The sequence below is a fragment of the Leeuwenhoekiella sp. A2 genome (assembly GCF_047946655.1).
Lineage (GTDB): Bacteria > Bacteroidota > Bacteroidia > Flavobacteriales > Flavobacteriaceae > Leeuwenhoekiella.
Map to the genome: position 1 here is coordinate 3,849,762 of NZ_CP172311.1, position 23,248 is coordinate 3,873,009.

Genomic DNA, 23,248 nt, shown 5'->3' on the forward strand with positions numbered 1-23,248 from the left:
TGAGCGATGAGAAAATCTGATTTTTCAATGAAAAAAAACACTAGCATTTTAAAAACCAATAATATCCCGCAACCAAAACGGCTTAGATTTTCCGAATTTTTGGCATTTAAAACCGGTTTATTAATACTCCTGATCGGTTTTTCATCCTGTAAGCAAGGCGAAAAAGACACAACTCCTCTGGCTGCTTCTGCTCAAAAAGTCAATATTAATTACGCCGAAGGATTTTCGATCACAGATTATGGCGATTACAAAATACTGGCAGTAACCGAAGCTTTTCCCGGCAGTGATCAGGTTTATAATTATGCATTGGTGAAACCCGGAAAATCGGTGCCTGACAGCTTAAAAATTGACGCTACCATTCAAATTCCGGTGCAACGAATTGTGGTCACTTCTACTACCCACATTCCGTCTCTGGACATGTTGGGCGTAGAAAATACGCTGGTGGGTTTTCCAAATCTCGATTATATTTCTTCGCAAAAAACCCGTGACCGTATCGCTCTAGGCGAAATACAGGAACTGGGACAAAACGAGTCGATCAATACCGAAACCACCATCAACCTCGATCCAGATGTAGTGGTGTGCTTTGGGGTGGAAGGACAGAATAAATCTCTGAATTCTTTACAGCGCGCCCATATTCCAGTATTGTATAACGGAGATTGGGTTGAACACTCGCCCTTGGGCAAGGCAGAATGGATCAAATTTTTTGGGGCACTTTATAACAAGCAGGAGCTGGCCGATTCGCTTTTTAATAGCATCGCCACCCAATATGAAGAGGCAAAGAAACTTTCACTTCAAGCGAAAGAAAAACCTACCGTTTTAAGTGGATCGCTATTTAAAGATGTCTGGTATTTGCCGCACGGCGATAGCTGGGCCGCCCAATTGATCGCTGATGCCAATGCCGATTATTTGTATAAAAACACCCAGGGAACCGGCAGTATTGCTTTGAGTCTGGAAGAAGTGCTGGATACCGGACAACAAGCTGATTTCTGGATTGCCCCAAATGCTTTTGAATCTTATGCTGAACTGGAAAATGCCAACCCGGTGTATAGCAAATTCAAAGCTTTTCAGGAGAAAAAGATTTACGGTTTTGCTTCCGCGAAAGGAGAAACAGGCGGACTCATTTATTACGAACTTGCACCTAATAGACCCGATTGGGTATTGCAGGATCTGGTGCATATTTTTCATCCCAATCTCCTCCCCGATTACGAACCTCATTTTTTTAAACCCCTTGCAGAACACTAAAAAACATACGCTGGCTTTTATCATCCTAAGTCTCCTGTTGGTGGTGGTTTTTTTGACCAACATCAGTTTAGGATCAGTAAGAATTCCCCTTTCCGAAGTTTTTACCGCGCTTAGCGGAGGTACAAGCAGTAAAGAATCCTGGAACTATATTTTAATCGATTATCGTCTGCCCAAAGCGCTGGCTGCCATTCTTACCGGCAGCGGACTTGCAGTTGCCGGCCTGATGATGCAAACCCTTTTTAAGAATCCACTAGCGGGTCCTTTTGTCCTGGGAATTAGTAGCGGTGCCAGTTTAGGTGTGGCAATCTTAATTTTAGGAGCGGGTTTTTTCGGGTTTTCAGCCAGTTTAATTTCCGGAAGCTGGGGTGCAATAATTGCTGCCAGTTTGGGAAGTTTTTTGGTGTTGAGCATCGTTATTCTCGTCGCTTCCCGGGTACAGGATGCCATGGCACTACTTATCATCGGTTTGATGTTTGGAAGTCTTACCGCTGCTGTAGTAAGTATTCTGGCCTATTTTAGTCCGGCAGAAGAATTACAGCGTTATATCTTTTGGTCGTTTGGTAGTCTAGGAGATATTTCATGGAAGGCAATGGGCGTGCTTTCGCTTTGCTATTTAACCGGGATTATACTTTCCATTTTCACTTTAAAAAACCTGAATAGTTTATTGCTGGGCGATGCCTATGCAAAAACAATGGGCGTACACCTTAAAAAAAGCAGATTTTTAATAATAATCGCCACCAGTATTCTAGCCGGGAGTTTAACCGCTTTTACGGGGCCAATTGCTTTTGTAGGACTGGCGGTTCCTCATTTGATCAGGCAGTGGTTTAATTCGGCCAATCATTGGGTGTTGATGCCTGCCTGTATGTTGGGCGGAGCTTTGCTGATGTTGATTTGTGACAGCATTGCACAGGCGCCCTTCAGTCATTATACCTTACCCATTAATGCGATAACTTCCCTGGTAGGAGCGCCCGTGGTAATCTGGCTTTTGGTTCGAAAAAAGAAATTGTTGTTTTAGATGGAAAAGGACAAAAAATCAGGCAATTTCAATCAAAAATCGGTTTTAAAGACCAAAAATCTGGTAATTGGTTATTCCGCTAAAGCGAAAGAAAAAGTCATTGCGGAAACTATCAATATCGATTTACAAGCAGGAAACCTCATAGGTTTGATAGGCGTAAATGGTTCAGGAAAATCGACGCTCATCCGGACGCTATCAGGCTTACAGGAAAAGTTGGGTGGGACTATTTTTTTAAGTAATGAAAAGAAACTCGAACAAATTTCTGCTGAAAATCGCTCGCGAATTATTAGTGTGGTTTTAACAGGACAGGCGATTTCAAAAAACCTCAGTGTGTTTGAACTGGTCGCTTTAGGCAGACAACCCTACACCAACTGGCTGGGGAAACTTTCGCTTACCGATATTCAAATTATTGAAGATGCACTAGCCGCAACCGAATTACAAGAATTAAAATACGACAAGTGCCACACCTTAAGCGACGGGCAGTTACAACGTGCACTGATCGCCAGAGCGTTGGCGCAAGACACAGATTTGATTATCCTTGATGAACCCACCACCCATCTAGACCTGCATCATAAAGCTTCCGTTTTGTCCTTGCTGAAAAATATCTGCAAGCAAACCTCCAAAACTATTTTATTTTCTACCCATGATATTGAGTTGGTGCTTCCGCTTTGCGATCAATTAATCGTGATGCAGGATAAAAAAGTGGTAACCAACACGCCCAAAAAGTTGATTGAAGATGATGTATTTTCCCATCTCTTTCCTGAAAATACAATTGGTTTTGATAAAAAAACTCAGCGTTTTTTTCTTAAAAAATAAGAAAACCAGCGACCTAAAACTCGAGGCCAAATCTTTATCTTTGGCAAAAACGCCTAGATGAGTGATTTAACCATATCCCTGATTATTGCTGCAGTTTGCCTGATTTTTGGCATTGCAACGGGATATTTCATCGCTTATTTAAAAGGCAGAACGGAGACAAAAACTCTGGGAGAACGGCTCAAACACCAGCTTATACAACTGCAACGGTTAGAAAAAACCCTTTTAGAAAATACCGATGAACGCAATAATCTGCTCAGCGAAATAAGCAGTATTCAAACGGCACTGACTACTCGTAATGTTGAATTTGCCAATCTCAAACAGCGTATAGAGGAAAAAAATGCAGAACTGGAACAGCTGCAGGAGAAGTTTACCAAAGATTTTGAGATTGTCGCCAATAAAATCTTAGATGAAAAATCCAGCAAATTTACGTTGCAAAACAAAGAAAACCTGGATATCATCTTAAAGCCACTTCAGGAAAAAATCAACAGTTTTGAAAAAAAGGTGGAAGACACCAATAAAGAAAGTTTAGGACGACATAGCGAACTGCGGCAGCAAATTAAAGGCTTGGCAGAGCTGAACCTGCAAATGAGCAAAGATGCTGATAACCTGACCAAAGCTTTAAAGGGAGATACCAAGATGCAGGGAAATTGGGGTGAATTGATCCTGACCCGGGTGCTGGAAAAATCCGGCTTGGAACTGGGCCGGGAGTATACCTTGCAGGACAGTCACACCACGCCAGAGGGCAAACGCTTACAAACCGATGTGATCATTCATTTACCCGACGGTAAGAAAATGATCGTAGACAGCAAGGTTTCTCTGGTCGCTTTTGAGCGTTTTGTTTCCGAAGAAAATGAGACCGAAAAACTCATCTATTTAAAGCAACATATTCAGTCTATAAAACGACATGTAGACCAACTCAGCGCAAAGAATTATCAACTTTTGCTGGAAGAAAGTCCGGATACGGTTTTTATGTTTATCCCTATAGAACCCGCTTTTGCAATTGCTTCGGCTAATGCGCCTAATCTTTACGAAAAAGCTTTTGGCAAAAATGTGATCATCGTAACGCCCTCTACCCTGCTCGCAGCTCTACGCCTTGTAGATAATCTTTGGCAGAATGACCGTCAAAAAAAGAATGCCATTGCCATCGCTACGCAGGCAGGTGCTCTTTATGATTCGTTTTCAAACCTTACCGAAGAATTATTAAAAATAGGCCGCCAACTGGGAACCGTTCAAAATACCTATGAAAACTCCATGAAAAAGCTCACCGGGCGCGGAAATCTTATCAACCGGGTAGAAAAACTTCGGAAACTGGGCGCTAAAGCCAGTAAACAAATCGATCAAAAATTATTATATCGCGCCGAAGATGAGGAAACAGAAGCTTATGCAGAAGAAAATAATATTGAAGAAAACGACTAAATTAGATTTATGAAAAAAGTATTAGGAATTATTATTGGAAGCATTGTTATACTAGCCCTGGCTTTTTATGCTTTTGTATATTTTGTCACCTACAGCGAAGGTACTCGAGCTGGAGAACTGATCAAATTTAGTCATAAAGGAGTCATGGTTAAAACCTGGGAAGGGCAAATAAGTCAGGGTATTAGCGGGGCACAGATCTTTGATTTTTCGGTGCTTGATAAAAACGACGATGTGATTCAGAAACTTAAGGATTATCAAGGGAGTTATGTGAAGCTTACCTATGTAGAGCGCTACACAACTTTTTTCTTTTGGGGCGATACAAAATACTTTGTGACCGATGTAGAACAGGAAAATTCACCTCATTTCAACAGAAATTAAATGGCCGTTGATTATAAAAATATTGAAGAATCGCAGGTAACTATTTCGCAGTTAATGCTTCCCTCATACACAAATTTTAGCGGAAAGATTCACGGAGGGTACATATTATCTTTGATGGATCAAATCGCCTTTGCATGTGCTTCTAAACATTCTGGTAATTACTGTGTCACCGCCTCTGTTGATACAGTTGATTTCTTAAGCCCAATAGAAGTAGGCGAACTTGTTATTATGAAAGCTTCTGTAAATTATGTGGGACGCACCTCAATGGTGATTGGCATACGTGTAGAGGCTGAAAATATTCATAACGGAACGAAGAAACACTGCAATTCTTCCTATTTTACTATGGTTGCTAAAGACAAGGAAGGCAAAAGTGTAGCAGTACCCGGTCTTACCTTGAAATCTAAAACTGAAGTACGGCGTTTTGTAAAAAGCATGAAGCGTCAGGAAATGAAAGTTAATAGGAAAATTGAATTTAAGAGTACAGATTTTGTGTCAATCGAGAACCTTGATGAGGTTAAAAAACACAATATAATTCTGGAATATGTACCAAAATAAAAAGCCGATCAATTGATCGGCTTTTAGTATTTATTTTCTAATTAAAGAATTAGTTTTTTATTAATTTCTGAGTAAAAGAATTTGAACCATTGTCAATCTGCACAAGGTAAACACCACGTTTAAGATTGCTTACATCCATCCCGTTTCTAATACTATTTGCTCCCAAAGCTTCTCGTTTAACAACCTTACCTAAAATGTCATAAAAAGTAACATCAATACGACTTGTATTGGATCTATTCTGAAAATAGATACGATCTTTTACAGGATTAGGATATACCTTAAATGAAGGTTCTTTTTGAGAAGAAGTGCCTAAATTCTCTACTACAGATATCGTTCCCTCCATAGAATCGATATGAAAAGTGCAGTAGTAATCTATTTCTGCTACTTCTGTAAAAGTATATTCATATACAAAACCCTTTGATGAGGAAACAGACGACTGAAAATCGCTGGGAGCATCAGAATCATCACTTGCCACATCATGCGTCATAGAGTCGCCCCAAACCCACTTAACAGTGTCGCCAACCTGAATTTCTATATCAGCAGCAGCACCAACAGTTGGATCTTTCCAATCTATGGTATACGTTGTTTGCGCCCAAATAGATGCAAATGCAAAATAAACAAAAGCTAGTAAAGTAAATTTCATGCCATATAAACGTGTTTAATTTGTAACAAAATTACATGAATTTAAACTTTTAAGTCTAAAATAAGAACTACAAAATGAGTTAATTATAGTTAAAAGACTGCTTTTGTCTACTAATGTTGCAAAAATTATCGATTTAAATACATTTTTCTTCTTGAATACAGATCATAAAATGCATCATCCTTCAAACTGTCTATGAATAAAATGCTTTCACCTGTACTTTTCATTTCAGGTCCCAGCTTCTTATTTACATTAGGGAACTTATTGAATGAAAAAACGGGTTGCTTGATGGCATAACCTTCTAATTTAGGCTGAAAATTAAAATCTGTCACTTTCTTTTCTCCTAACATTATTTTAGTAGCATAATTTACATACGGTTCGCCATATGCTTTTGCAATAAATGGTACTGTACGCGATGCTCTTGGGTTAGCCTCAATAATATAAACTGTATCGTCTTTAATGGCAAACTGAATGTTGATAAGACCAACGGTATTAAGTGCCAAAGCTATTTTATGCGTGTGATCTTTAATTTGTTGCAAGACAAGGTCGCCTAAATTAAAAGGAGGTAAAAGCGCATTAGAGTCGCCAGAATGTATTCCACAGGGCTCTATGTGCTCCATGATGCCTATTATGTAAACGTTCTCACCATCACATATCGCATCAGCTTCAGCTTCTATTGCACCATCGAGATAATGGTCTAATAGCAATTTATTGTTAGGTATCTTGCGCAGTAGATCTACTACAGTTTCTTCAAGTTCGTCTTTATTGATAACAATCTTCATTCCCTGACCGCCTAATACATAAGAAGGTCGTACTAATATTGGGAAATCAAGTTTATCTGCCACAGCAAGGGCTTCTTCTGCCGTTTCTGCTACATCAAATTCAGGGTAAGGAATATTATTTTCTTTTAATAAACGAGAAAAGCTTCCTCTGTCTTCTGCAAGATCTAGTGCTTTAAAGCTCGTTCCGATTATTTTGATTCCGTAACGATCAAGCTTTTCGGCTAGTTTTAAAGCTGTTTGTCCACCTAATTGAACAATTACACCTTCCGGATTTTCGTGACGGATAATATCGTAGATATGTTCCCAAAAAACGGGTTCAAAGTATAATTTATCGGCAATATCAAAATCTGTTGAAACCGTTTCAGGATTACAATTGATCATGATCGTCTCATAACCACATTCGGCTGCAGCCAAAACTCCATGCACACAACAGTAATCAAACTCGATGCCCTGCCCTATTCTATTAGGCCCTGAGCCAAGTACAACAATCTTCTTTTTATCAGAAACCTTGCTTTCATTATCTGAGAAGCGCTCACCTGAGGCAAGTTGCATGTCGCTCTCAAAAGTAGAATAGAAATAAGGCGTTTGTGCTACAAATTCTGCTGCACAGGTATCTACCAGTTTATAAACACGATTAACTTTTAGTTCATCACGCTTATTATAAACATCGCTTTCAAGACAATCTAGCATATGAGCTATCTGTCTGTCTGCAAAACCTTTCTGCTTTGCTTCAAGAAGAAGATCTCGCGGCAGAGTGTCTATCTCGTAATTAGAAATTTCTTTCTCCAGTACATTAAGCTCTTCATATTGTTTAAGAAACCACATATCTATTTTTGTGATCTCATGAATGCGACTCAGGGGAATTCCTATTTGTATCGCATCATAGATTACAAAAACACGATCCCATGACGGGTATGTCAATTTATCTATAATGACATCATAATTGGTTTCACCTTTACCGTCTGCTCCTAAACCGTTGCGCTTAATTTCTAAAGACTGCGTGGCTTTATGAAGCGCTTCCTGAAAAGAACGACCTATACCCATTACTTCTCCTACAGATTTCATCTGCAGTCCTAGCGTACGCTCGCTACCTTCAAATTTGTCAAAATTCCACCGTGGAATTTTAACGATAACATAGTCTAATGTTGGCTCAAAAAGAGCAGAAGTAGATTTTGTAATTTGATTATCTAGTTCGTCAAGGTTATAACCTATAGCCAGTTTTGTAGCAATTTTTGCAATAGGATATCCTGTAGCTTTAGAAGCTAAAGCGGAAGATCTTGAAACTCGTGGATTGATCTCTATCGCAATTATATCTTCATTTGAGTCTGGGCTCACCGCAAACTGCACGTTACAACCGCCGGCAAAATCACCAATGCTGCGCATCATATGAATAGCCAGATCGCGCATTTTTTGATACGTCGTATCACTAAGCGTCATGGCAGGTGCTACTGTTATAGAATCACCGGTATGAATCCCCATAGGGTCCATATTCTCAATGGTACAAATGATAACAACATTATCATTTTTGTCACGTAGGAGTTCAAGTTCATATTCCTTCCAGCCTAACAGCGCCTTATCTATAAGTACCTGGTGTATAGGCGATGCCTCGAGACCTCTTGTAAGCAGCTCATCAAATTGATCTGCAGTATGTACAAAAGAAGCCCCAGAACCTCCCAGAGTAAAAGAAGGTCGTATTACAAGCGGAAAACCAAATTCCTGTGCGATTTCTTTACCGTCAAGATAACTACCAGCAATTCTAGCAGGCGCGACAGGCACACCTATTTCTGCCATTAAAGTTTTAAACTTATCGCGATCTTCAGTAATATTTATAGCGTCAATATCAACACCTATAAGTTTTACATCAAAATCTGCCCAAATACCTTTTTCATCTGCTTCTATACAAAGATTCAAAGCAGTTTGCCCTCCCATAGTAGGCAATACAGCATCAATCTGGGGGTGCTCTTTTAGTATTTTTACAATAGATTTTGTAGTAAGAGGCAATAGATATACATGATCTGCCATCGCAGGATCTGTCATTATAGTTGCCGGATTAGAATTGATCAAAATGGTCTCAATACCATCTTCACGCAAAGAACGTAAAGATTGAGATCCGGCGTAGTCAAATTCGCAGGCCTGGCCAATTACTATAGGTCCAGAACCAATAATCAAAACAGATTTTAGGTTGTGATTTTTAGGCATTATAAGCTTAGATTAACGGGTTTGGTCAAAAATACGTGTGGAAAGGTTATAAAAAAAGGTGTTACTAATAATAGTAACACCTTTATTTCAAACGGTAAAAAAACCATTATTTTTTATGTCTTAGCTCAGAAGATACAGATATTCTCTTTCTACCTTTGGCTCTTCGGCGGGCTAATACTTTACGGCCGTTAGCAGACGCCATACGCTCGCGAAAACCGTGCTTATTTCTTCTTTTTCTTTTTGAAGGTTGAAACGTTCTTTTCATTTTGTATCTTCTTTTATCTTCCTAAACTTTCTTATCATTTATTTTAGGAGCTACCCTCCCAAAAGCTGGGCGCAAATATACAAAGAGTTTTTACTTACCCAAACGGAAAGTTTAAAATATTTTTGATACTTTTTAGTACCTTTGCCAGCCGCTAAACTAATCTAAGTGAGAAGCTGTATAAAATCGTTTAAAGATAAGCCCTCCTTATTATATTAAATCAATTATTTAAACCCAAAGAATGTTTAATAAAAATATCAAGATTGTACTCTTTGTAATCGTTTTAGGCCTTGCGATCTGGCAATTTATAGAACGAGAAATAGGTAACGGAATTATGCTGGTTCTGCTTTCAGCTATATTTGTGTTGCTTTATTTTAAAAACGAAATTATCATTCTCGCTTTCCTGAGATTGAGAAAGCAGGATTTTCCCGGTGCTCAAAAGTGGCTGGCAAAAATAAAGAATCCTGAAACCGCACTTGTGCGCAAGCAGCAAGGCTACTATAACTACCTGCAAGGACTTATGGTTTCTCAAACAAATATCTCTCAGGCAGAAAAATATTTTAAGAAAGCTGTAAACCTGGGTTTAAGTATGGATACAGATCTCGCTATGGCGAAAATGAATCTTGCTGGTATCGCTATGACCAAAAACAGAAAACGCGAAGCAGAATTACTTCTCGCCGAAGCTAAAAAACTAGACAAGCATAATATGCTAGACGATCAAATTAAGATGATGAAGCAGCAAATGAAAAAAGCTGCTGGTGCACCCAGACAACAATACGGGCGAGGCGGTCGTCGCTAAAAAACCTTTCTTAAAACCCGATTTTTATATTAAAAAATCGGGTTTTTTGTGCCCAAAATCGAAATAAAATATGTCGCTTTATATTTTTAGGCATCAATTATTGACATCTCACAAATAGTTATGAGCGGCTATTATTAGGCGCTTTCAGGCATTTTAACGATTTTTTAAGGCTGTTAGCGAAAACATTTTCGTTCCTTTTATCATATCCGTAATCTTGTATTATAAGATGCGTGTATGCAGAAATTTTTACTTCTCTCCTTTCTCTTTACAATTGCAATCTCTAGCTCTCAGGAAATAGAAGAAGATTCTATGCTCTTTTCAGAAGCGCTTGAACTTTATCTTGATGATTATAATCAACAGGCAGACATTGCTCTTCAAAATGGAAATCTGGAATACGCTAAAAATCTTTTTGACACATTAGTAAGCAATCATCTTGAGAATACGTATCTCGACAAACTTAATTTTGAAGGTTATAAAAATTTTTTAAGCTCAACAGATGATTTTGATAAGCCTACAATAATTCTTACTTACACATCATGGTGCATCCCAAGTAAAGGGGAAATTCCCGCTTTAAATGCACTTGCTAATAAATACAGCGACCTCATGAATTTCGTGGTTTTATATTGGGATAAGAAGGAAGTTGTAAAAGCAATGGCAAAACAATTTGACCAGTGTATAGACATTGTTTACGTAGATGAGAGACAGAATAAACACATGCAAACTATAAATCTTTTAAAGAATGCATTAGGATTGCAACTCTGCTTTGTTCTCTCTGCTAGTGGCGAAATTCTGGATATTAACAGAAGACCTCCTAATTATCTTAACGATTCAGAAGAAGATTCTTTAGCGCGCAACGTATCTTTTATATCAGAACAAGTCGCTGCTGTTTATCTTGATCTCAATATCAACATCAACGACCTGCCAGAATCTTTAGTTACATTTTAATTTTTCCTTTTCGCTGAAGGCAAAATTAAAAAACAAGTTTTACTGCCCTACGCTATAATTGTAATAACCTTTTTTAGGAATTTTAATAAAGTATTCTTTACGCGAGCTATTGTTTAAATGATCCTCACGTAACCAGGGATTATGCAACTTTAGAAGTTTGTAATTAATCCCAAATCCCTGCGCAAATTTGACGAAATCTGTTACTGCGGTATCAACCCGCACTTCGTAAGTTGGCACCTCAGTATATAAATCCTGCTGTCTATAATTAAAACCAAATTTTACGGGATCTGAAAGAATTTCTTTTAAAGCTAAAATTCTAAATACATAGCGACCGGTTTCTTCACCTAGCAATAGATCATAATAATCTGACACATCCTGATCGTCAAGACGTCTCGATATTCCCGCATTACCCGCGTTGTAAGCCGCGGCAGCCAGCGTCCAGCTACCCAGGCTTTCTTTAGATTTCTTTAAATAGTCACAGGCAGCTTTAGTTGCCATTTCAATATTGTAACGTTCATCTACATTATCATTCACCTCAAGACCAAAATCCCGTCCTGTAGAACTCAGTATCTGCCAGAAACCTGTGGCACGAGCAGGAGAAACAGCTTGTGTAAGTCCACTTTCTATTACAGCCAGATACTTAAAATCGTCTGGTATACCCTCCTCTTTTAATATAGGCTCTATGATAGGGAAATATTTATGAGCACGTTTTATAAGTAATAAACCATTAGATTGCCAGTAGGTATTCACTAACAGTTCTCGATCCATTCTCTCAACAATATCAGGATTATCAACCGGAACCGGCTCTCCTGCAAAATTTAAATTCTCAGGCAACGGCAATGCATAAACATTATAATCGTTTACAAGCTTTTGCTCAAGATTCTCATTTGTAGGTGCATCCTGTACCGCTTGTACAGAAACCGCAGTAACACCTATTAAACCTATTGCAGCTAGAATATTTTTAACATTCATCATATATCAATCTCTTGTTTTCTGCAAATTACAGATTAATTTTCTAATATTTTAGGCAGGTTTTTGTTAAACCACTTACATTTTGTGATGATCATTATGTGGGTTCCCCCTTTTACGGCAATACTTTTATTGATGTATTTATAAGGAAAAACAGGATCTGCAGTGCCATGAATGTGAATTAAATCATCAGCAGCTTCCGTCTGGTCCCAACAGATCATTTGCTCTAACGCCCATTTTAAATAAACGGGATCACTAACTGAAAGATACTTTTGATACAGTTCCATCCTCTTTTTTATTTTTTCGCCCATAGCAAATTTAGCCACTTTACGCATATCTGTAAAAATGCCCACAGGAGCAACTCGATACAAACCCAGCTTACGCGAAAATTTCATACGTCGAGGTAATTCGTATTTGGTCTTGACACTACTAATAATAATCACCTTTCTGCAAGTGATCTGTTTTGCCATTTCCTGAACCAGCACACCGCCAAAGCTTACGCCTATTAATATAGGATTTTCATATGTAATCTCGTTTATCATGCGCCCGGCATAGGCAGAAAGAGATTCCTGAGGCTCGGGTATTTTCCAGCTCAGCCAGTGAACAGAATATTTATCTGCGGGCAGCTTGATATATTCAAAAATTGAGGGATTTGCAGCCATCCCGGGCATCATATAAACTGGCGTCGTCATGCTTCAAAATTAATGGTTTAACATAGTTGAGGCTTGAATTACCGTTAAAATTTTGTAAATTTGTAGTAATTCTTGTGTTAACAATAGGTTAAACACTACTACCACCAAAAAACTTCTTAAGAGTCGAAACGAGTTTCTTAAAATCAAATATATATGGATGTAATGACAGAGATTGAATTAACCGACAATGAGTTTCTAAGGCAATTTGAAGCTACTTTTGACGGTAAACTTGCAAAAATTGAATATTCTCTTCAGGATAGAAAGATCTTTCTTACTAAAATTGCCATGCCAGAAGGTACTGAGGAGCATATGAATGATTTTATCATTACGGTATTTAACGAAGTGGAGGACAGGAATATAAGCCTTGTCCCAACAAGCCCGGAAATTGCAAAGTTCATGAGGTCTAACAGAAGGAAGTATAAGAAATTGCTTCCCGTAGGTATCAATATCTAACAATACTGTTTCAAACAAAAAAACCGGATAAATAATGTATTTATCCGGTTTTTTTATGCTAAAATCGCGCTGGTCTCATTGACAAATTCAAACCGTACCAGCCCATCGCTATCAATTTCTGTGAGTTTTATTGCGTGCAACGTGTTTACAAGCTCTGGATTCCACGGAGTTTTTACTTTTACATAATTCTCTGTAAAACCATTTATATAGCCTTCTTTATTCTCGCTTTCAAATAAAACAGTGCGTACACTTCCCAGCTGGCTTTCATAAAATGCACGACGCTTCTTAACCGAAAGTCCACGAAGCATCTTACTACGTTTCTTTCTCACATTTTGAGGAACAACACCTTCCATTCCTGCCGCAAGTGTGTTATCTCGTTCAGAATATGTAAAAACATGTAAATATGAAATATCGAGTTCACTTAAAAAACGATAAGTTTCAAGAAAATGTTCATCTGTTTCACCGGGAAATCCTACAATCACATCAACGCCAATACAAGCATGGGGCATAGTCTCTTTTATTTTTGCTACCCTGTCTATGTAAAGATCTGTTCTGTATCGTCTGCGCATTTTGCCCAGAATTTCGTCATTTCCGCTTTGCAGTGGTATATGAAAATGAGGAACAAATGCACGTGATTCTGAAACCAATTGTATGGTTTCATTTTTTAGCAAATTAGGCTCTATACTCGATATTCTTAATCGCTCAATGCCATTAACCTGATCTAACGCTTTTACCAGATCAAGAAAAGTATGATCGTGTTTTTTATTACCAAATTCACCTTTGCCGTAATCACCAATATTAACACCGGTCAATACGATTTCCTTTATATTCTGCGCAGCAATTTCAGCTGCATTTTTAATTACATTTTCTAAGGTATCGCTACGTGATATGCCACGTGCCAGAGGTATTGTGCAATAGGTACATTTATAATCGCAACCATCCTGCACTTTTAAGAAAGCTCTTGTACGATCGCCTATAGAATAAGAACCTACGTAGAAATTAGCCTCTTCTATCTCACAACTATGCACCTCACCAAAATCATTTTTAGAAAGGTCGTTAATGTAATCTGTTATTTTAAATTTTTCTGTGGCGCCTAAAACAAGATCTACACCATCAACATCTACAAGTTCTTCAGGCTTTAGCTGTGCATAACAACCTACGGCTGCTACAAAAGCATCTGCGTTTACTTTTTGCGCCTGCTTTACTATGCTTTTAAAACGCTTGTCTGCATTCTCTGTAACACTACATGTGTTTATAACATAGATGTCTGCATTTTCAGAAAAGTCAACACGATCAAAGCCCTCATTCTCAAAACTTCTGGCAATTGTAGAAGTTTCAGAAAAATTGAGCTTACAACCCAGCGTGTAAAATGCTACTTTTTTGCGTTGTGCGACCATGGTTTCCTTGTTATCTTTTAGTTACATTTGTCATCATCCGTCATTTATCAGACAAAAATTATTAAATGCAGCCCTAAAAATTTAAGGTTGCAAAGGTAGTCACAAATATCTGAACAAGGAAACTTTCGAAAGAAGCCAGAAGATAGCAGAGGGAAGTTAAAATGTATGAATTTTAAATTTGAATCTTTTAATCTGGAGAAGGGCCATGCTTCTGAGTGAGGATATATATACGATCGCAGGTAAATTTCCGGAAAAGAAAAATTTAATCTATCTATACAAATGTGTAGGGTTGCAGACTCAATAGCCCTGAATATAGCTGAAGGTTGTATTGGACAATCAAATCCAGAATTCAGGAAATTTATGGGTTATGCAATTCGATCATTGGCTGAATTAGTTACATGTCTGCATAAAGCAAAAGGCAGAAATTATATTTCTGAATAAAAATTTAGATCTCTATATAACGATTCTTTTAATTCAATAAATATGATGGTAGCATTTAAAAAGAATATTAAATAAATGAATAAGACCCTAAAATTCACTTCTTTCTTCCTTCTTTCTTCCGTCAATGCTGTACTGACATTAGCTTTCACACTATTAACTATATCCTGTTCTCAGGAGAAAAATAAAGATCTGGAAAAGCAGGTTTTCCGTTACAATGAGCAATATAATATTGCAACTTTAGACCCGGCTTTTGCCAGAAATCCACCGATTATTTGGCCTACAAACCAGATTTTTAATGGTCTTGTACAGCAAGATGACAGTTTAAATATAATACCTGATATCGCTAAAAATTGGGCAATTAGTGATTCTTCCAGAAAATACACTTTTAACCTGCGAGATGATGTTTATTTCCATAAACACGCTCAATTTGGCAAAGACAGTACACGTACAGTAACGGCGCAGGACTTTGTGTATAGTTTTAATCGCTTAAAAGACCCAAAAGTCGCTTCGCCCGGGAGCTGGGTTTTAAGCAATGTAGCAGATTATCACGCCGAAAACGACAGTACTTTTGTTATTGATCTCAAACAGTCATTTCCTGCCTTTATAGGGCTTTTAAGTATGCGCTACTGCTCTGTGGTGCCTAAAGAGATCGTAGAGTTTTATGGTAATGAATTTAGATCGCATCCTATTGGCACGGGACCTTTTAAATTTAAGCGTTGGGAAGAAGGGGTGAAATTAGTTTTACGGAAAAACGAATTATATTTTGAAAAAGACAAAGAAGGGAATTCGCTGCCTTATCTTGAAGCGGTAGCAATAACTTTTTTGCCAGACAAACAAAGTGAGTTTTTACAGTTTGCTCAAGGCAATCTTGACCTTTTAAATAGTCTTGACCCTTCTTACAAAGATGAATTATTAACCTCTACAGGAAAGCTAAAGGAGAAATATAAAGATCGCGTAAATGTTATTACAGGCCCTTTTCTCAATACAGAATATTTGGGATTCTTTTTAGAAAGTCCCTCTAATGAAGTGCGCTCGCCTTTAATTAGAAAAGCAGTGAATTACGGGTTTGATCGCCAGAAGATGATCACTTACTTGCGTAATGGGATAGGAACTCCTGCTAATGAAGGTTTTATTCCCGAAGGTTTACCGGGCTTTGGCGATCAAAATGGTTATGAATATAATTCACAAAAAGCACTTGACTTAATTAACCAATACAAAAAAGAAAGCGGCAATAGTGAGCCGGTTATCATCATTGGCACAAACAGCCAGTATCTTGATATCTGCGAATATATTCAGCGGGAATTGGGAAAATTAGGACTTATGGTAGAAATTGATGTTATGCCTCCTTCTACCCTGCGACAGCTCAAATCAACAGGTAAACTGGATGCTTTTCGCGCAAGCTGGATTGCAGATTATCCCGATGCAGAGAATTACTTGTCTTTATATTACAGTAAGAATTTTACGCCAAGCGGGCCTAATTATACGCATTTTAAAAATACCTTATTTGACCAACTTTATGAAGCCAGTTTTGAAATAACTGATATCGCAGAGCGAAAAGAACTCTACCACAAAATGGATTCTATAATTATAGCCGAAGCTCCCGTCGTGCCGCTTTATTATGATCAGGTGGTTAAATTTGTACACAAAGATGTAAAAGGCTTAAGCCCTAATCCTCAGGATTTTTTAGTCTTAAAAAGGGTAAAGAAAACCGATTAATAAACTTATCGAGCTTTAGCTCTCTACTTACTTTCTACCTTAAAATTGTAACGTTTACTTGTAAATTCTTACTTATAGTAAAAGTAGAATAACAATCTTATGGGATTTGGAGGAGCAGTTTCAGCAATGCTTACCACGCTTAAAAATAATAAGCGAGAGCGAAAAACACGCTTTGACATCTCAACAAATAATTCAGGGAAAAATTTCAAACCTTTTGTAGATCATAAAAAATCAACTCCGGAAGGATTGAAAGCTATTAGGCTAAAACTACTGGCTGAACAAAAAGCTAAGAATAAAAAAATTGCAATTTGGTTTGGTTCAGCAATAATTCTAATACTTATCCTCCTATTTTTTCTGCTGTTCTAAAATAAATACCAGCTGCTTATCCCTTTCTAAACTTTTTTGTTTCTTCAAATACATGCTGTAAAATAGCGGCTTCCTGCTCGTCAAATTCTAAACCTCTGCGTTGCATAACTAAAGATGCTGTTTCAAAAGCTTTGTTTGTATTATAGGTTGTGAAGCCAGCGCTACCGCCCCAGCTAAAAGATGGTATGAAATTTCGCGGGAAACCGCTACCAAATATATTTGCACTTACACCTACAACTGTGCCCGTGTTAAACATTGTATTGATGCCGCATTTACTGTGATCTCCCATCATTAAACCACAAAACTGCAGGCCGGTTCTGGCAAATCCTTCAGTCTCATAATCCCAAAGTCTAACTTCGGCATAATTGTTCTTCAGGTTAGAATTATTAGTATCTGCACCTAAATTACACCATTCGCCCAATACAGAATTTCCTAAAAACCCTTCATGACCCTTATTAGAATTAGCGAATAATACCGCATTATTGATCTCTCCTCCTACTTTAGAATTAGGGCCAATGGTTGTGGGACCATAAATTTTAGCTCCCATTTTTACAACCGCTCCTTCACATAAAGCAAAACCGCCGCGAATAGCACAACCCTCCATAACCTCAGTATTTCTACCCAGATAAATAGGGCCGTTTGTAGCATTAAGAATGGCAATCTCAATTTTTGCACCTTCTTCCAGAAAAATACGATCTCTATTTATACAATGAACAGTTTCTGGAATAGGCTGAGATGTTCTGCCTGCAGTTAGCAGATCAAAATCATCTTCTAATGCTTTGGCATTTTTAGAAAAAATATCCCAGGTATGTTCTATGAAAATTAAATCATCAAAATCATACTCTATGATTTCATACTTCTCAAAATCTACTTCTTCCTGATTTTCCTGTGTATAAAATGCAATAACATCTTCGCCTAAAAAAATCGCCTGGTTTGCAGAGAGATTTTCAACCATTTCCTGCAGATTATCTGTAGGCACAAAGGCAGCATTTATCATAATATTCTCCTCAAGTTCTACCATTGGGTATTTTTGAGAGAGATATTCTTCAGTTAACGTAGAAGTAGTGATACCCAAGCGCTGCTCCCATTTCTCACGTATGGTTAAAATCCCAATACGTATATCTGCTACAGGCCGGGTGAACGTAAAAGGAAGTAAATGATTGCGTGACGGACCGTCAAAAAGTATATAATTCATGATGTTTTGCCTAATTAAGGCTGCAAAGGTAAGTAAATTGATCGGCTGGAATAAGCGTAAAAAAAAGCCCTTTGAAAAAAATCAAAGGGCTTTAATCTATTCAGATTAAAAAGAATCAGGATTAGTTATTACCTTCCATTTTCTTTTTCAATGCTGCAAGAGCATCATTAGCATCACCTAGAGTTGGTTTGCTCTCTGCAGCAGAAGCAGCAGCTTTTTTAGCAGCTTGCTTAACTATTTGAGCTTCCTCTTCTTTGTGTACTGCAGTATGAGAAGCTACCACTCTCTTAAAGTCCTTATTGAACTCAATGATTTGGAATTCTGCTTCTTCACCTTTAGTTAAGTTCTTACCATCTTCTTTCTCAAGGTGACGGTTAGGAACAAATGCTACGATATCTTCGTTAAAATCTATAGTTGCACCTTTATCTACGATATCAGAAATAGTTGCTGTATGTGTAGTACCTACTGCAAATTCATCTTCGTATTTATCCCAAGGGTTCTCTTCTATTTGTTTGTGACCTAAACTAAGTTTACGACCTTCAACATCTAGTTCAAGAACAACTACCTCAAGTTTATCACCTATGTTAGTGAATTCACTTGGGTGTTTGATTTTCTTAGTCCAAGAAAGATCTGAGATATAGATAAGACCATCAATACCTTCTTCTAGTTCTACGAATACACCAAAGTTTGTAAAGTTACGCACGATACCTGTGTGACGAGAACCTACTGGGTATTTAGAAGTAATATCTGTCCAGGGGTCTGGAGTTAATTGCTTAATACCTAGAGACATTTTACGATCTTCACGATCTAATGTAAGGATTACAGCTTCTACTTCATCTCCTACATTTACAAAGTCCTGAGCGCTACGTAAGTGAGTAGACCAAGACATTTCGCTTACGTGAATAAGACCTTCAACACCTTCTTCTACTTCTACAAAAGCACCGTAATCTGCGATTACAACAACTTTACCTTTAACTTTATCACCTATCTTAAGTTCTTCATTAAGAGCTTCCCATGGGTGCTTCTTAAGTTGTTTAAGACCAAGTTGAATACGTGTTTTATCCTCATCAAAGTCAAGGATAACAACGTTAAGTTTTTGATCAAGATCAACGATCTCATTAGGATGGTTAATACGAGACCAAGAAAGATCTGTAATGTGAACAAGACCATCTACGCCACCAAGGTCAACAAATACTCCGTAAGAAGTGATGTTTTTAACGGTACCTTCAAGTACCTGACCTTTTTCAAGCTGCCCAATGATTTCTTTTTTCTGCTCTTCGATATCTGCTTCGATAAGCGCTTTGTGAGACACAACAACGTTTTTGAATTCCTGGTTGATTTTCACAACTTTAAATTCCATTGTTTTGTTTACATAAGCATCGTAATCACGAATAGGCTTAACATCGATCTGAGAACCTGGTAAGAAAGCTTCTATACCAAATACATCTACGATCATACCACCTTTAGTACGTGCTTTTACAAAACCAGTAACGATGCTACCATCTTCATGAGCTTTATTTACACGATCCCAAGCCTTGATCACACGAGCCTTACGGTGAGAAAGAACTAATTGACCAGTTGCGTCTTCACGCACATCAATAAGTACTTCTACCTTATCACCTTCTTTTAGATCAGGATTGTAACGAAATTCGTTAAGTGATATAACACCTTCAGACTTTGCATTGATATCTATAATAGCATCACGATCTGTAATATTAATAACAGTTCCTTCTACTACTTCATCATCAAGAGTATCTACGAAATTTTCGGCAACAAGTTTCTCAAATTCATCAAGCTTATCATCATCGATAGGGTCAATACCTTCCTCGTAATTGTGCCAGTTAAATTCTTTAAGAAATTTCTCAGGGTTAGCTTGTGCAGGGTTCTGCTCAGCTCTTTTTTCTGCAGCTGTAGTTTCTGTTGCAGTTTCTTGAACTTCAGGATTTTCAGTTTCCTGAACTTCGGTATTTTTAGTTTCTTCAGCCATTGCTGATTAAAAGTTTGTATTTTACGTTTCTGCGGAAGCATTACAACCAGAACCGTAAAAGCGGTTTAAAAATTTGATTTTCAATTCCTTTCGGCTTCCTACCGTTGTTAAAAGGAGTGCAAAATTACATATTCTTTTTCAATAATCAATTTATTTATAGCAAAATATGATCCAAAGCGCACAAGGTGAAGTATTTCAACTAGAAACAAGCAGACATAAATTACATGCTGCTAAATATATTGCCGCTAATGCGAAAGCGGTTGTGTGTATAATTCATGGATTTGGGGAGCATTTTGACCGATTTTCATACGTTGCAGACCGATTTTTAGAAAACAATATTTCATGCTACGGGATCGATCTTCCCGGTCACGGCAAATCTGAAGGTAAACGAGGCGACTTGCGATCGCTTAATGATTATTTACTGGCTGTTGACAGCATTTATGGTTTTGCCATAGAAGAAAATGCGCAATTACCGGTCTTTCTGTATGGTCACAGCATGGGAGGTGCAATAGTAGCTCGTTATTTGTTAGTAACAAAAGTTGCTCCTAAAGCGGCTATTATAACATCGCCATGGTTAGAACTTGTACATAATCCCGGAGCGCTACAGGTGATTTTAGGCAGAATGTCTTTAGTAATAGGATATAACGGCACGCAAAAAAGCAAACTTAACCCTGAAGATCTTTCACGAGACCTAAGCGTAGGCAAAGCCTATCTTGCAGACCCTTTAGTACATGATAGCATAACGCCACGTACTTTTTTTGCTTTGCAGGATAATGCTAACTTTCTATTGAATACTGAATATAGTTTTCCCTGCCCTATTCTTTTAGCGCACGGCACCGCTGATAATATTACAAAAGTGACCGCTTCACAAAAACTCGCAAAGCAACATCCTGAAAATATAACTTTAAAGATCTGGCAGGATCTACGTCATGAGACGCATAATGAGATCAATAAAAATGAAGTCACACAATTTTATATAAACTGGATTTTAGAAATCAGCTGAAAATTGGCATAAAACTGCCGATTTTGAATGCTTTTTGGGCGATTTTAATTATCGTCTGGTTTCTTAAATATAAAATGAACGACCAGAATAAGAATGCTATAAATTAAACCCATAGTTGCAACACCAGGCCATTTATATAATTCCCAGGCGTAAGCTCCAGAAGTTGTTCCCAGAGCGCCGCCTATAAAATAACCTACCATATAAATGGTATTTACACGGTTACGAGCTTCGGGATTGCGAGAGAAAATAATATTTTGATTTACAATGTGCAGCGATTGCACACCCATATCTACAAGAAGAACACCTATAATTATTCCGAAGAGGGAAGCAGATGAAAACTCAAAAATCGTCCATGCAGTTATCATTATAAGTCCGCATATTGTGATCAAATTGTTCTTGTTTATTCTGTCACTCAGTTTACCCATTAACGCTGCCGCGGAAGCTCCTGCAATACCCAGCAAACCAAACATACCGGTTACACCGCTACCGTAATGAAAAGAATCTTCCATAAGGAATACTAAAGTGGTCCAGAAACCGCTAAAACCAGCAAATGCCAGTCCGCCGCGTAAAGCTGCCAGCCTTACTGAACTTTCGGTCCTAAAATAAAAACCAATTGACTTCATTAATTTAGCATAAGAACCTTCAAAATCCGGATAGAGTTCGGGTAATTTCGCTTTAAGCAAAACACCAAGTATTACCATAAATCCTGCAGCGAGGTAATACATAAATCTCCAGCCAAAATATTCACCCACAAAACCACTTATAAATCTGCTGCCCAAAATGCCTATTAGCAAACCACTAGTTACAATACCAATTGCTCTGCCGCGTCGTTCATCACTTGCCATTTGCGCTGCCATGGGTACAAATAGTTGTGGCACCACAGAAGCAAAACCTACCAGAAAACTAGAAACAGTCATTAAGAAAAGAGAGGGCGCTATAGCTGTTGCCAGTAAAGCAACGGTTACGGCCACAATATCTATTAAAATGATCTTTTTACGTGGAAACATATCGCCCAGGGGAATAATAAACAGCAACCCAAATGCAAAACCTAACTGACTAAACAACGGGATGTTGCTCACCTCAGACTCTGATACTTCAAAAGTTTTTGCGATTAGGTTTAATAGCGGCTGATTATAATAATTATTGGCCACCACAAGACCGGCCGCCGTTGCCATGAGATACAGCAGCGAATTAGAGAGTTTTTTATCTGGCATAGAATTTTACAATAACTGTCGTGATAAATAAAAGACCTTACTAGATTCTTCTATAAATGCGATCTTTTGCTAGTTGAAGTATTGTATGAAAAATGTCGTGCGCATTTATATGTGTATTATCCATAAGAATGGCGTCTTTTGCCTGTACTAAAGGTGAATCTTCGCGAGTTGTATCTATTTCATCTCGCTGCTTAACATTATCTAACACCGCTTCATATGAAACATCTTCCCCGCGCTCTTTAAGTTCATTAAATCTGCGTTCTGCACGCTCTTCTGCAGTAGCGGTCATAAAAATTTTAAGTTCGGCATCGGGAAAAACAACAGTACCTATATCACGCCCGTCCATAACAACACCTTTACCACGACCCATTTCCTGCTGCTGCGCCACTAGCATTTCTCTTACTACAGAAACCGTCGCTATCTGGCTCACAAATTGAGAAACCTCGAGTGTGCGTATTTCATTTTCTACATTCTCATTATTAAGATAAACATCTGCCTGCCCGGTAGCGCTGTTATATTCAAAATGAATATTTACCATAAAGAGATTACGCACAAGAGCTTCTTCATCAAAAAAACCAGCCGAAATAAATACTTTGCGCATAGCATAAAGCGTCACAGCGCGATACATTGCTCCTGTGTCTACGTAAACGTACTGCAGCTCTTTAGCGAGCATTTTTGCAACCGTACTTTTACCTGTTGACGAGTAACCGTCTATAGCAATTGTAATTTTTTTCAATGAAAATTAATTTAAAATGAAATAAAAAAA

At 38.0% G+C, this 23,248-nt stretch carries 23 protein-coding genes; 13 read left to right on the plus strand and 10 right to left on the minus strand.

Going from position 1 to position 23,248, the window contains the following annotated elements; genetic code table 11:
- Positions 1-27: 27 nt before the first annotated feature.
- The 6 genes from ACH3PA_RS16955 to ACH3PA_RS16980 are packed head-to-tail and all read left to right on the plus strand — an operon-like array spanning position 28 to position 5,422.
- Positions 28-1,242 carry an ABC transporter substrate-binding protein gene (locus tag ACH3PA_RS16955; RefSeq protein ID WP_416442264.1) on the plus strand — a complete coding sequence of 405 codons (1,215 nt, stop codon included), beginning with the start codon at positions 28-30 and terminating at the stop codon, positions 1,240-1,242.
- Positions 1,229-2,257, plus strand: coding sequence for an iron chelate uptake ABC transporter family permease subunit (locus ACH3PA_RS16960; protein ID WP_416442265.1), 1,029 nt, complete (start codon positions 1,229-1,231; stop codon positions 2,255-2,257). The genes ACH3PA_RS16955 and ACH3PA_RS16960 overlap by 14 nt, the downstream gene beginning before the upstream one ends.
- Complete coding sequence (locus tag ACH3PA_RS16965) at positions 2,258-3,073, plus strand: ABC transporter ATP-binding protein (protein ID WP_416442266.1); 816 nt, start codon at positions 2,258-2,260, stop codon at positions 3,071-3,073. It begins immediately after the preceding gene.
- A gap of 57 nt (positions 3,074-3,130) precedes the next feature.
- Entirely contained in the window at positions 3,131-4,489 is a 1,359-nt protein-coding gene (gene rmuC, locus ACH3PA_RS16970; RefSeq protein WP_416442267.1) for a DNA recombination protein RmuC, read from the plus strand.
- A 9-nt stretch (positions 4,490-4,498) separates the two neighbouring features.
- Positions 4,499-4,867 (plus strand): 6-phosphogluconate dehydrogenase, encoded by a 369-nt coding sequence (locus ACH3PA_RS16975; RefSeq protein ID WP_416442268.1) that lies wholly within the window; start codon positions 4,499-4,501, stop codon positions 4,865-4,867.
- Positions 4,868-5,422 carry an acyl-CoA thioesterase gene (locus ACH3PA_RS16980; protein ID WP_416442269.1) on the plus strand — a complete coding sequence of 185 codons (555 nt, stop codon included), beginning with the start codon at positions 4,868-4,870 and terminating at the stop codon, positions 5,420-5,422. It abuts the gene before it with no gap.
- Positions 5,423-5,471: 49 nt separating this feature from the next.
- On the opposite strand, the gene ACH3PA_RS16985 is transcribed toward ACH3PA_RS16980, so the two are convergent.
- The 3 genes from ACH3PA_RS16985 to rpmH form a co-directional block, all read right to left on the minus strand.
- Positions 5,472-6,065: a T9SS type A sorting domain-containing protein gene (locus ACH3PA_RS16985; RefSeq protein ID WP_416442270.1), complete on the minus strand. Its 594-nt coding sequence runs from the start codon at positions 6,063-6,065 to the stop codon at positions 5,472-5,474.
- Positions 6,066-6,190: 125 nt separating this feature from the next.
- Entirely contained in the window at positions 6,191-9,043 is a 2,853-nt protein-coding gene (carB, locus tag ACH3PA_RS16990) for a carbamoyl-phosphate synthase large subunit (protein ID WP_416442271.1), read from the minus strand.
- 106 nt (positions 9,044-9,149) lie between these two features.
- Entirely contained in the window at positions 9,150-9,308 is a 159-nt protein-coding gene (rpmH, locus tag ACH3PA_RS16995; protein WP_009779854.1) for a 50S ribosomal protein L34, read from the minus strand.
- 238 nt (positions 9,309-9,546) lie between these two features.
- Between rpmH and ACH3PA_RS17000 the strand changes: the two genes are divergently transcribed.
- Positions 9,547-10,104 carry a DUF2892 domain-containing protein gene (locus ACH3PA_RS17000; RefSeq protein WP_416442272.1) on the plus strand — a complete coding sequence of 186 codons (558 nt, stop codon included), beginning with the start codon at positions 9,547-9,549 and terminating at the stop codon, positions 10,102-10,104.
- Positions 10,105-10,338: 234 nt separating this feature from the next.
- Positions 10,339-11,049 carry a TlpA family protein disulfide reductase gene (locus ACH3PA_RS17005; protein ID WP_416442273.1) on the plus strand — a complete coding sequence of 237 codons (711 nt, stop codon included), beginning with the start codon at positions 10,339-10,341 and terminating at the stop codon, positions 11,047-11,049.
- 39 nt (positions 11,050-11,088) lie between these two features.
- Here the strand turns inward: ACH3PA_RS17005 and ACH3PA_RS17010 are convergent, their stop codons facing one another.
- Both ACH3PA_RS17010 and ACH3PA_RS17015 read right to left on the minus strand, forming a co-directional pair.
- Complete coding sequence (locus ACH3PA_RS17010; protein ID WP_416442274.1) at positions 11,089-12,024, minus strand: lytic transglycosylase domain-containing protein; 936 nt, start codon at positions 12,022-12,024, stop codon at positions 11,089-11,091.
- 32 nt (positions 12,025-12,056) lie between these two features.
- Positions 12,057-12,710: an alpha/beta fold hydrolase gene (locus tag ACH3PA_RS17015; protein ID WP_416442275.1), complete on the minus strand. Its 654-nt coding sequence runs from the start codon at positions 12,708-12,710 to the stop codon at positions 12,057-12,059.
- Positions 12,711-12,863: 153 nt separating this feature from the next.
- On the opposite strand from ACH3PA_RS17015, the gene ACH3PA_RS17020 reads away from it, so the two are divergent.
- On the plus strand, positions 12,864-13,163 hold the full coding sequence (locus tag ACH3PA_RS17020; protein ID WP_416442276.1) for a GNAT family N-acetyltransferase: 300 nt from the start codon (positions 12,864-12,866) through the stop codon (positions 13,161-13,163).
- Positions 13,164-13,216: 53 nt separating this feature from the next.
- On the opposite strand, the gene mtaB is transcribed toward ACH3PA_RS17020, so the two are convergent.
- On the minus strand, positions 13,217-14,560 hold the full coding sequence (gene mtaB, locus ACH3PA_RS17025) for a tRNA (N(6)-L-threonylcarbamoyladenosine(37)-C(2))-methylthiotransferase MtaB (RefSeq protein ID WP_416442277.1): 1,344 nt from the start codon (positions 14,558-14,560) through the stop codon (positions 13,217-13,219).
- A 243-nt stretch (positions 14,561-14,803) separates the two neighbouring features.
- Here mtaB and ACH3PA_RS17030 point away from each other — a divergent pair, with 243 nt between their 5' ends.
- From ACH3PA_RS17030 to ACH3PA_RS17040, 3 genes are all read left to right on the plus strand, one after another.
- The gene (locus ACH3PA_RS17030) at positions 14,804-15,001 is read left to right on the plus strand and encodes a four helix bundle protein (protein ID WP_416446716.1); all 198 of its coding nucleotides are present in this window, start codon (positions 14,804-14,806) and stop codon (positions 14,999-15,001) included.
- A 75-nt stretch (positions 15,002-15,076) separates the two neighbouring features.
- The gene (locus tag ACH3PA_RS17035; protein ID WP_416442278.1) at positions 15,077-16,717 is read left to right on the plus strand and encodes an ABC transporter substrate-binding protein; all 1,641 of its coding nucleotides are present in this window, start codon (positions 15,077-15,079) and stop codon (positions 16,715-16,717) included.
- A gap of 99 nt (positions 16,718-16,816) precedes the next feature.
- The gene (locus tag ACH3PA_RS17040; RefSeq protein WP_416442279.1) at positions 16,817-17,083 is read left to right on the plus strand and encodes a hypothetical protein; all 267 of its coding nucleotides are present in this window, start codon (positions 16,817-16,819) and stop codon (positions 17,081-17,083) included.
- A gap of 16 nt (positions 17,084-17,099) precedes the next feature.
- Here the strand turns inward: ACH3PA_RS17040 and ACH3PA_RS17045 are convergent, their stop codons facing one another.
- Positions 17,100-18,278, minus strand: a complete 1,179-nt coding sequence (locus tag ACH3PA_RS17045; RefSeq protein WP_416442280.1) for a GlmU family protein — start codon at positions 18,276-18,278, stop codon at positions 17,100-17,102.
- A gap of 121 nt (positions 18,279-18,399) precedes the next feature.
- Positions 18,400-20,265, minus strand: a complete 1,866-nt coding sequence (gene rpsA / locus ACH3PA_RS17050) for a 30S ribosomal protein S1 (RefSeq protein WP_416442281.1) — start codon at positions 20,263-20,265, stop codon at positions 18,400-18,402.
- Positions 20,266-20,431: 166 nt separating this feature from the next.
- Between rpsA and ACH3PA_RS17055 the strand changes: the two genes are divergently transcribed.
- Positions 20,432-21,268: a lysophospholipase gene (locus ACH3PA_RS17055; protein WP_416442282.1), complete on the plus strand. Its 837-nt coding sequence runs from the start codon at positions 20,432-20,434 to the stop codon at positions 21,266-21,268.
- 44 nt (positions 21,269-21,312) lie between these two features.
- Here the strand turns inward: ACH3PA_RS17055 and ACH3PA_RS17060 are convergent, their stop codons facing one another.
- Positions 21,313-22,482, minus strand: coding sequence for an MFS transporter (locus tag ACH3PA_RS17060; protein WP_416442283.1), 1,170 nt, complete (start codon positions 22,480-22,482; stop codon positions 21,313-21,315).
- A gap of 40 nt (positions 22,483-22,522) precedes the next feature.
- On the minus strand, positions 22,523-23,218 hold the full coding sequence (gene cmk, locus ACH3PA_RS17065; protein ID WP_416442284.1) for a (d)CMP kinase: 696 nt from the start codon (positions 23,216-23,218) through the stop codon (positions 22,523-22,525).
- Positions 23,219-23,248: the final 30 nt, after the last annotated feature.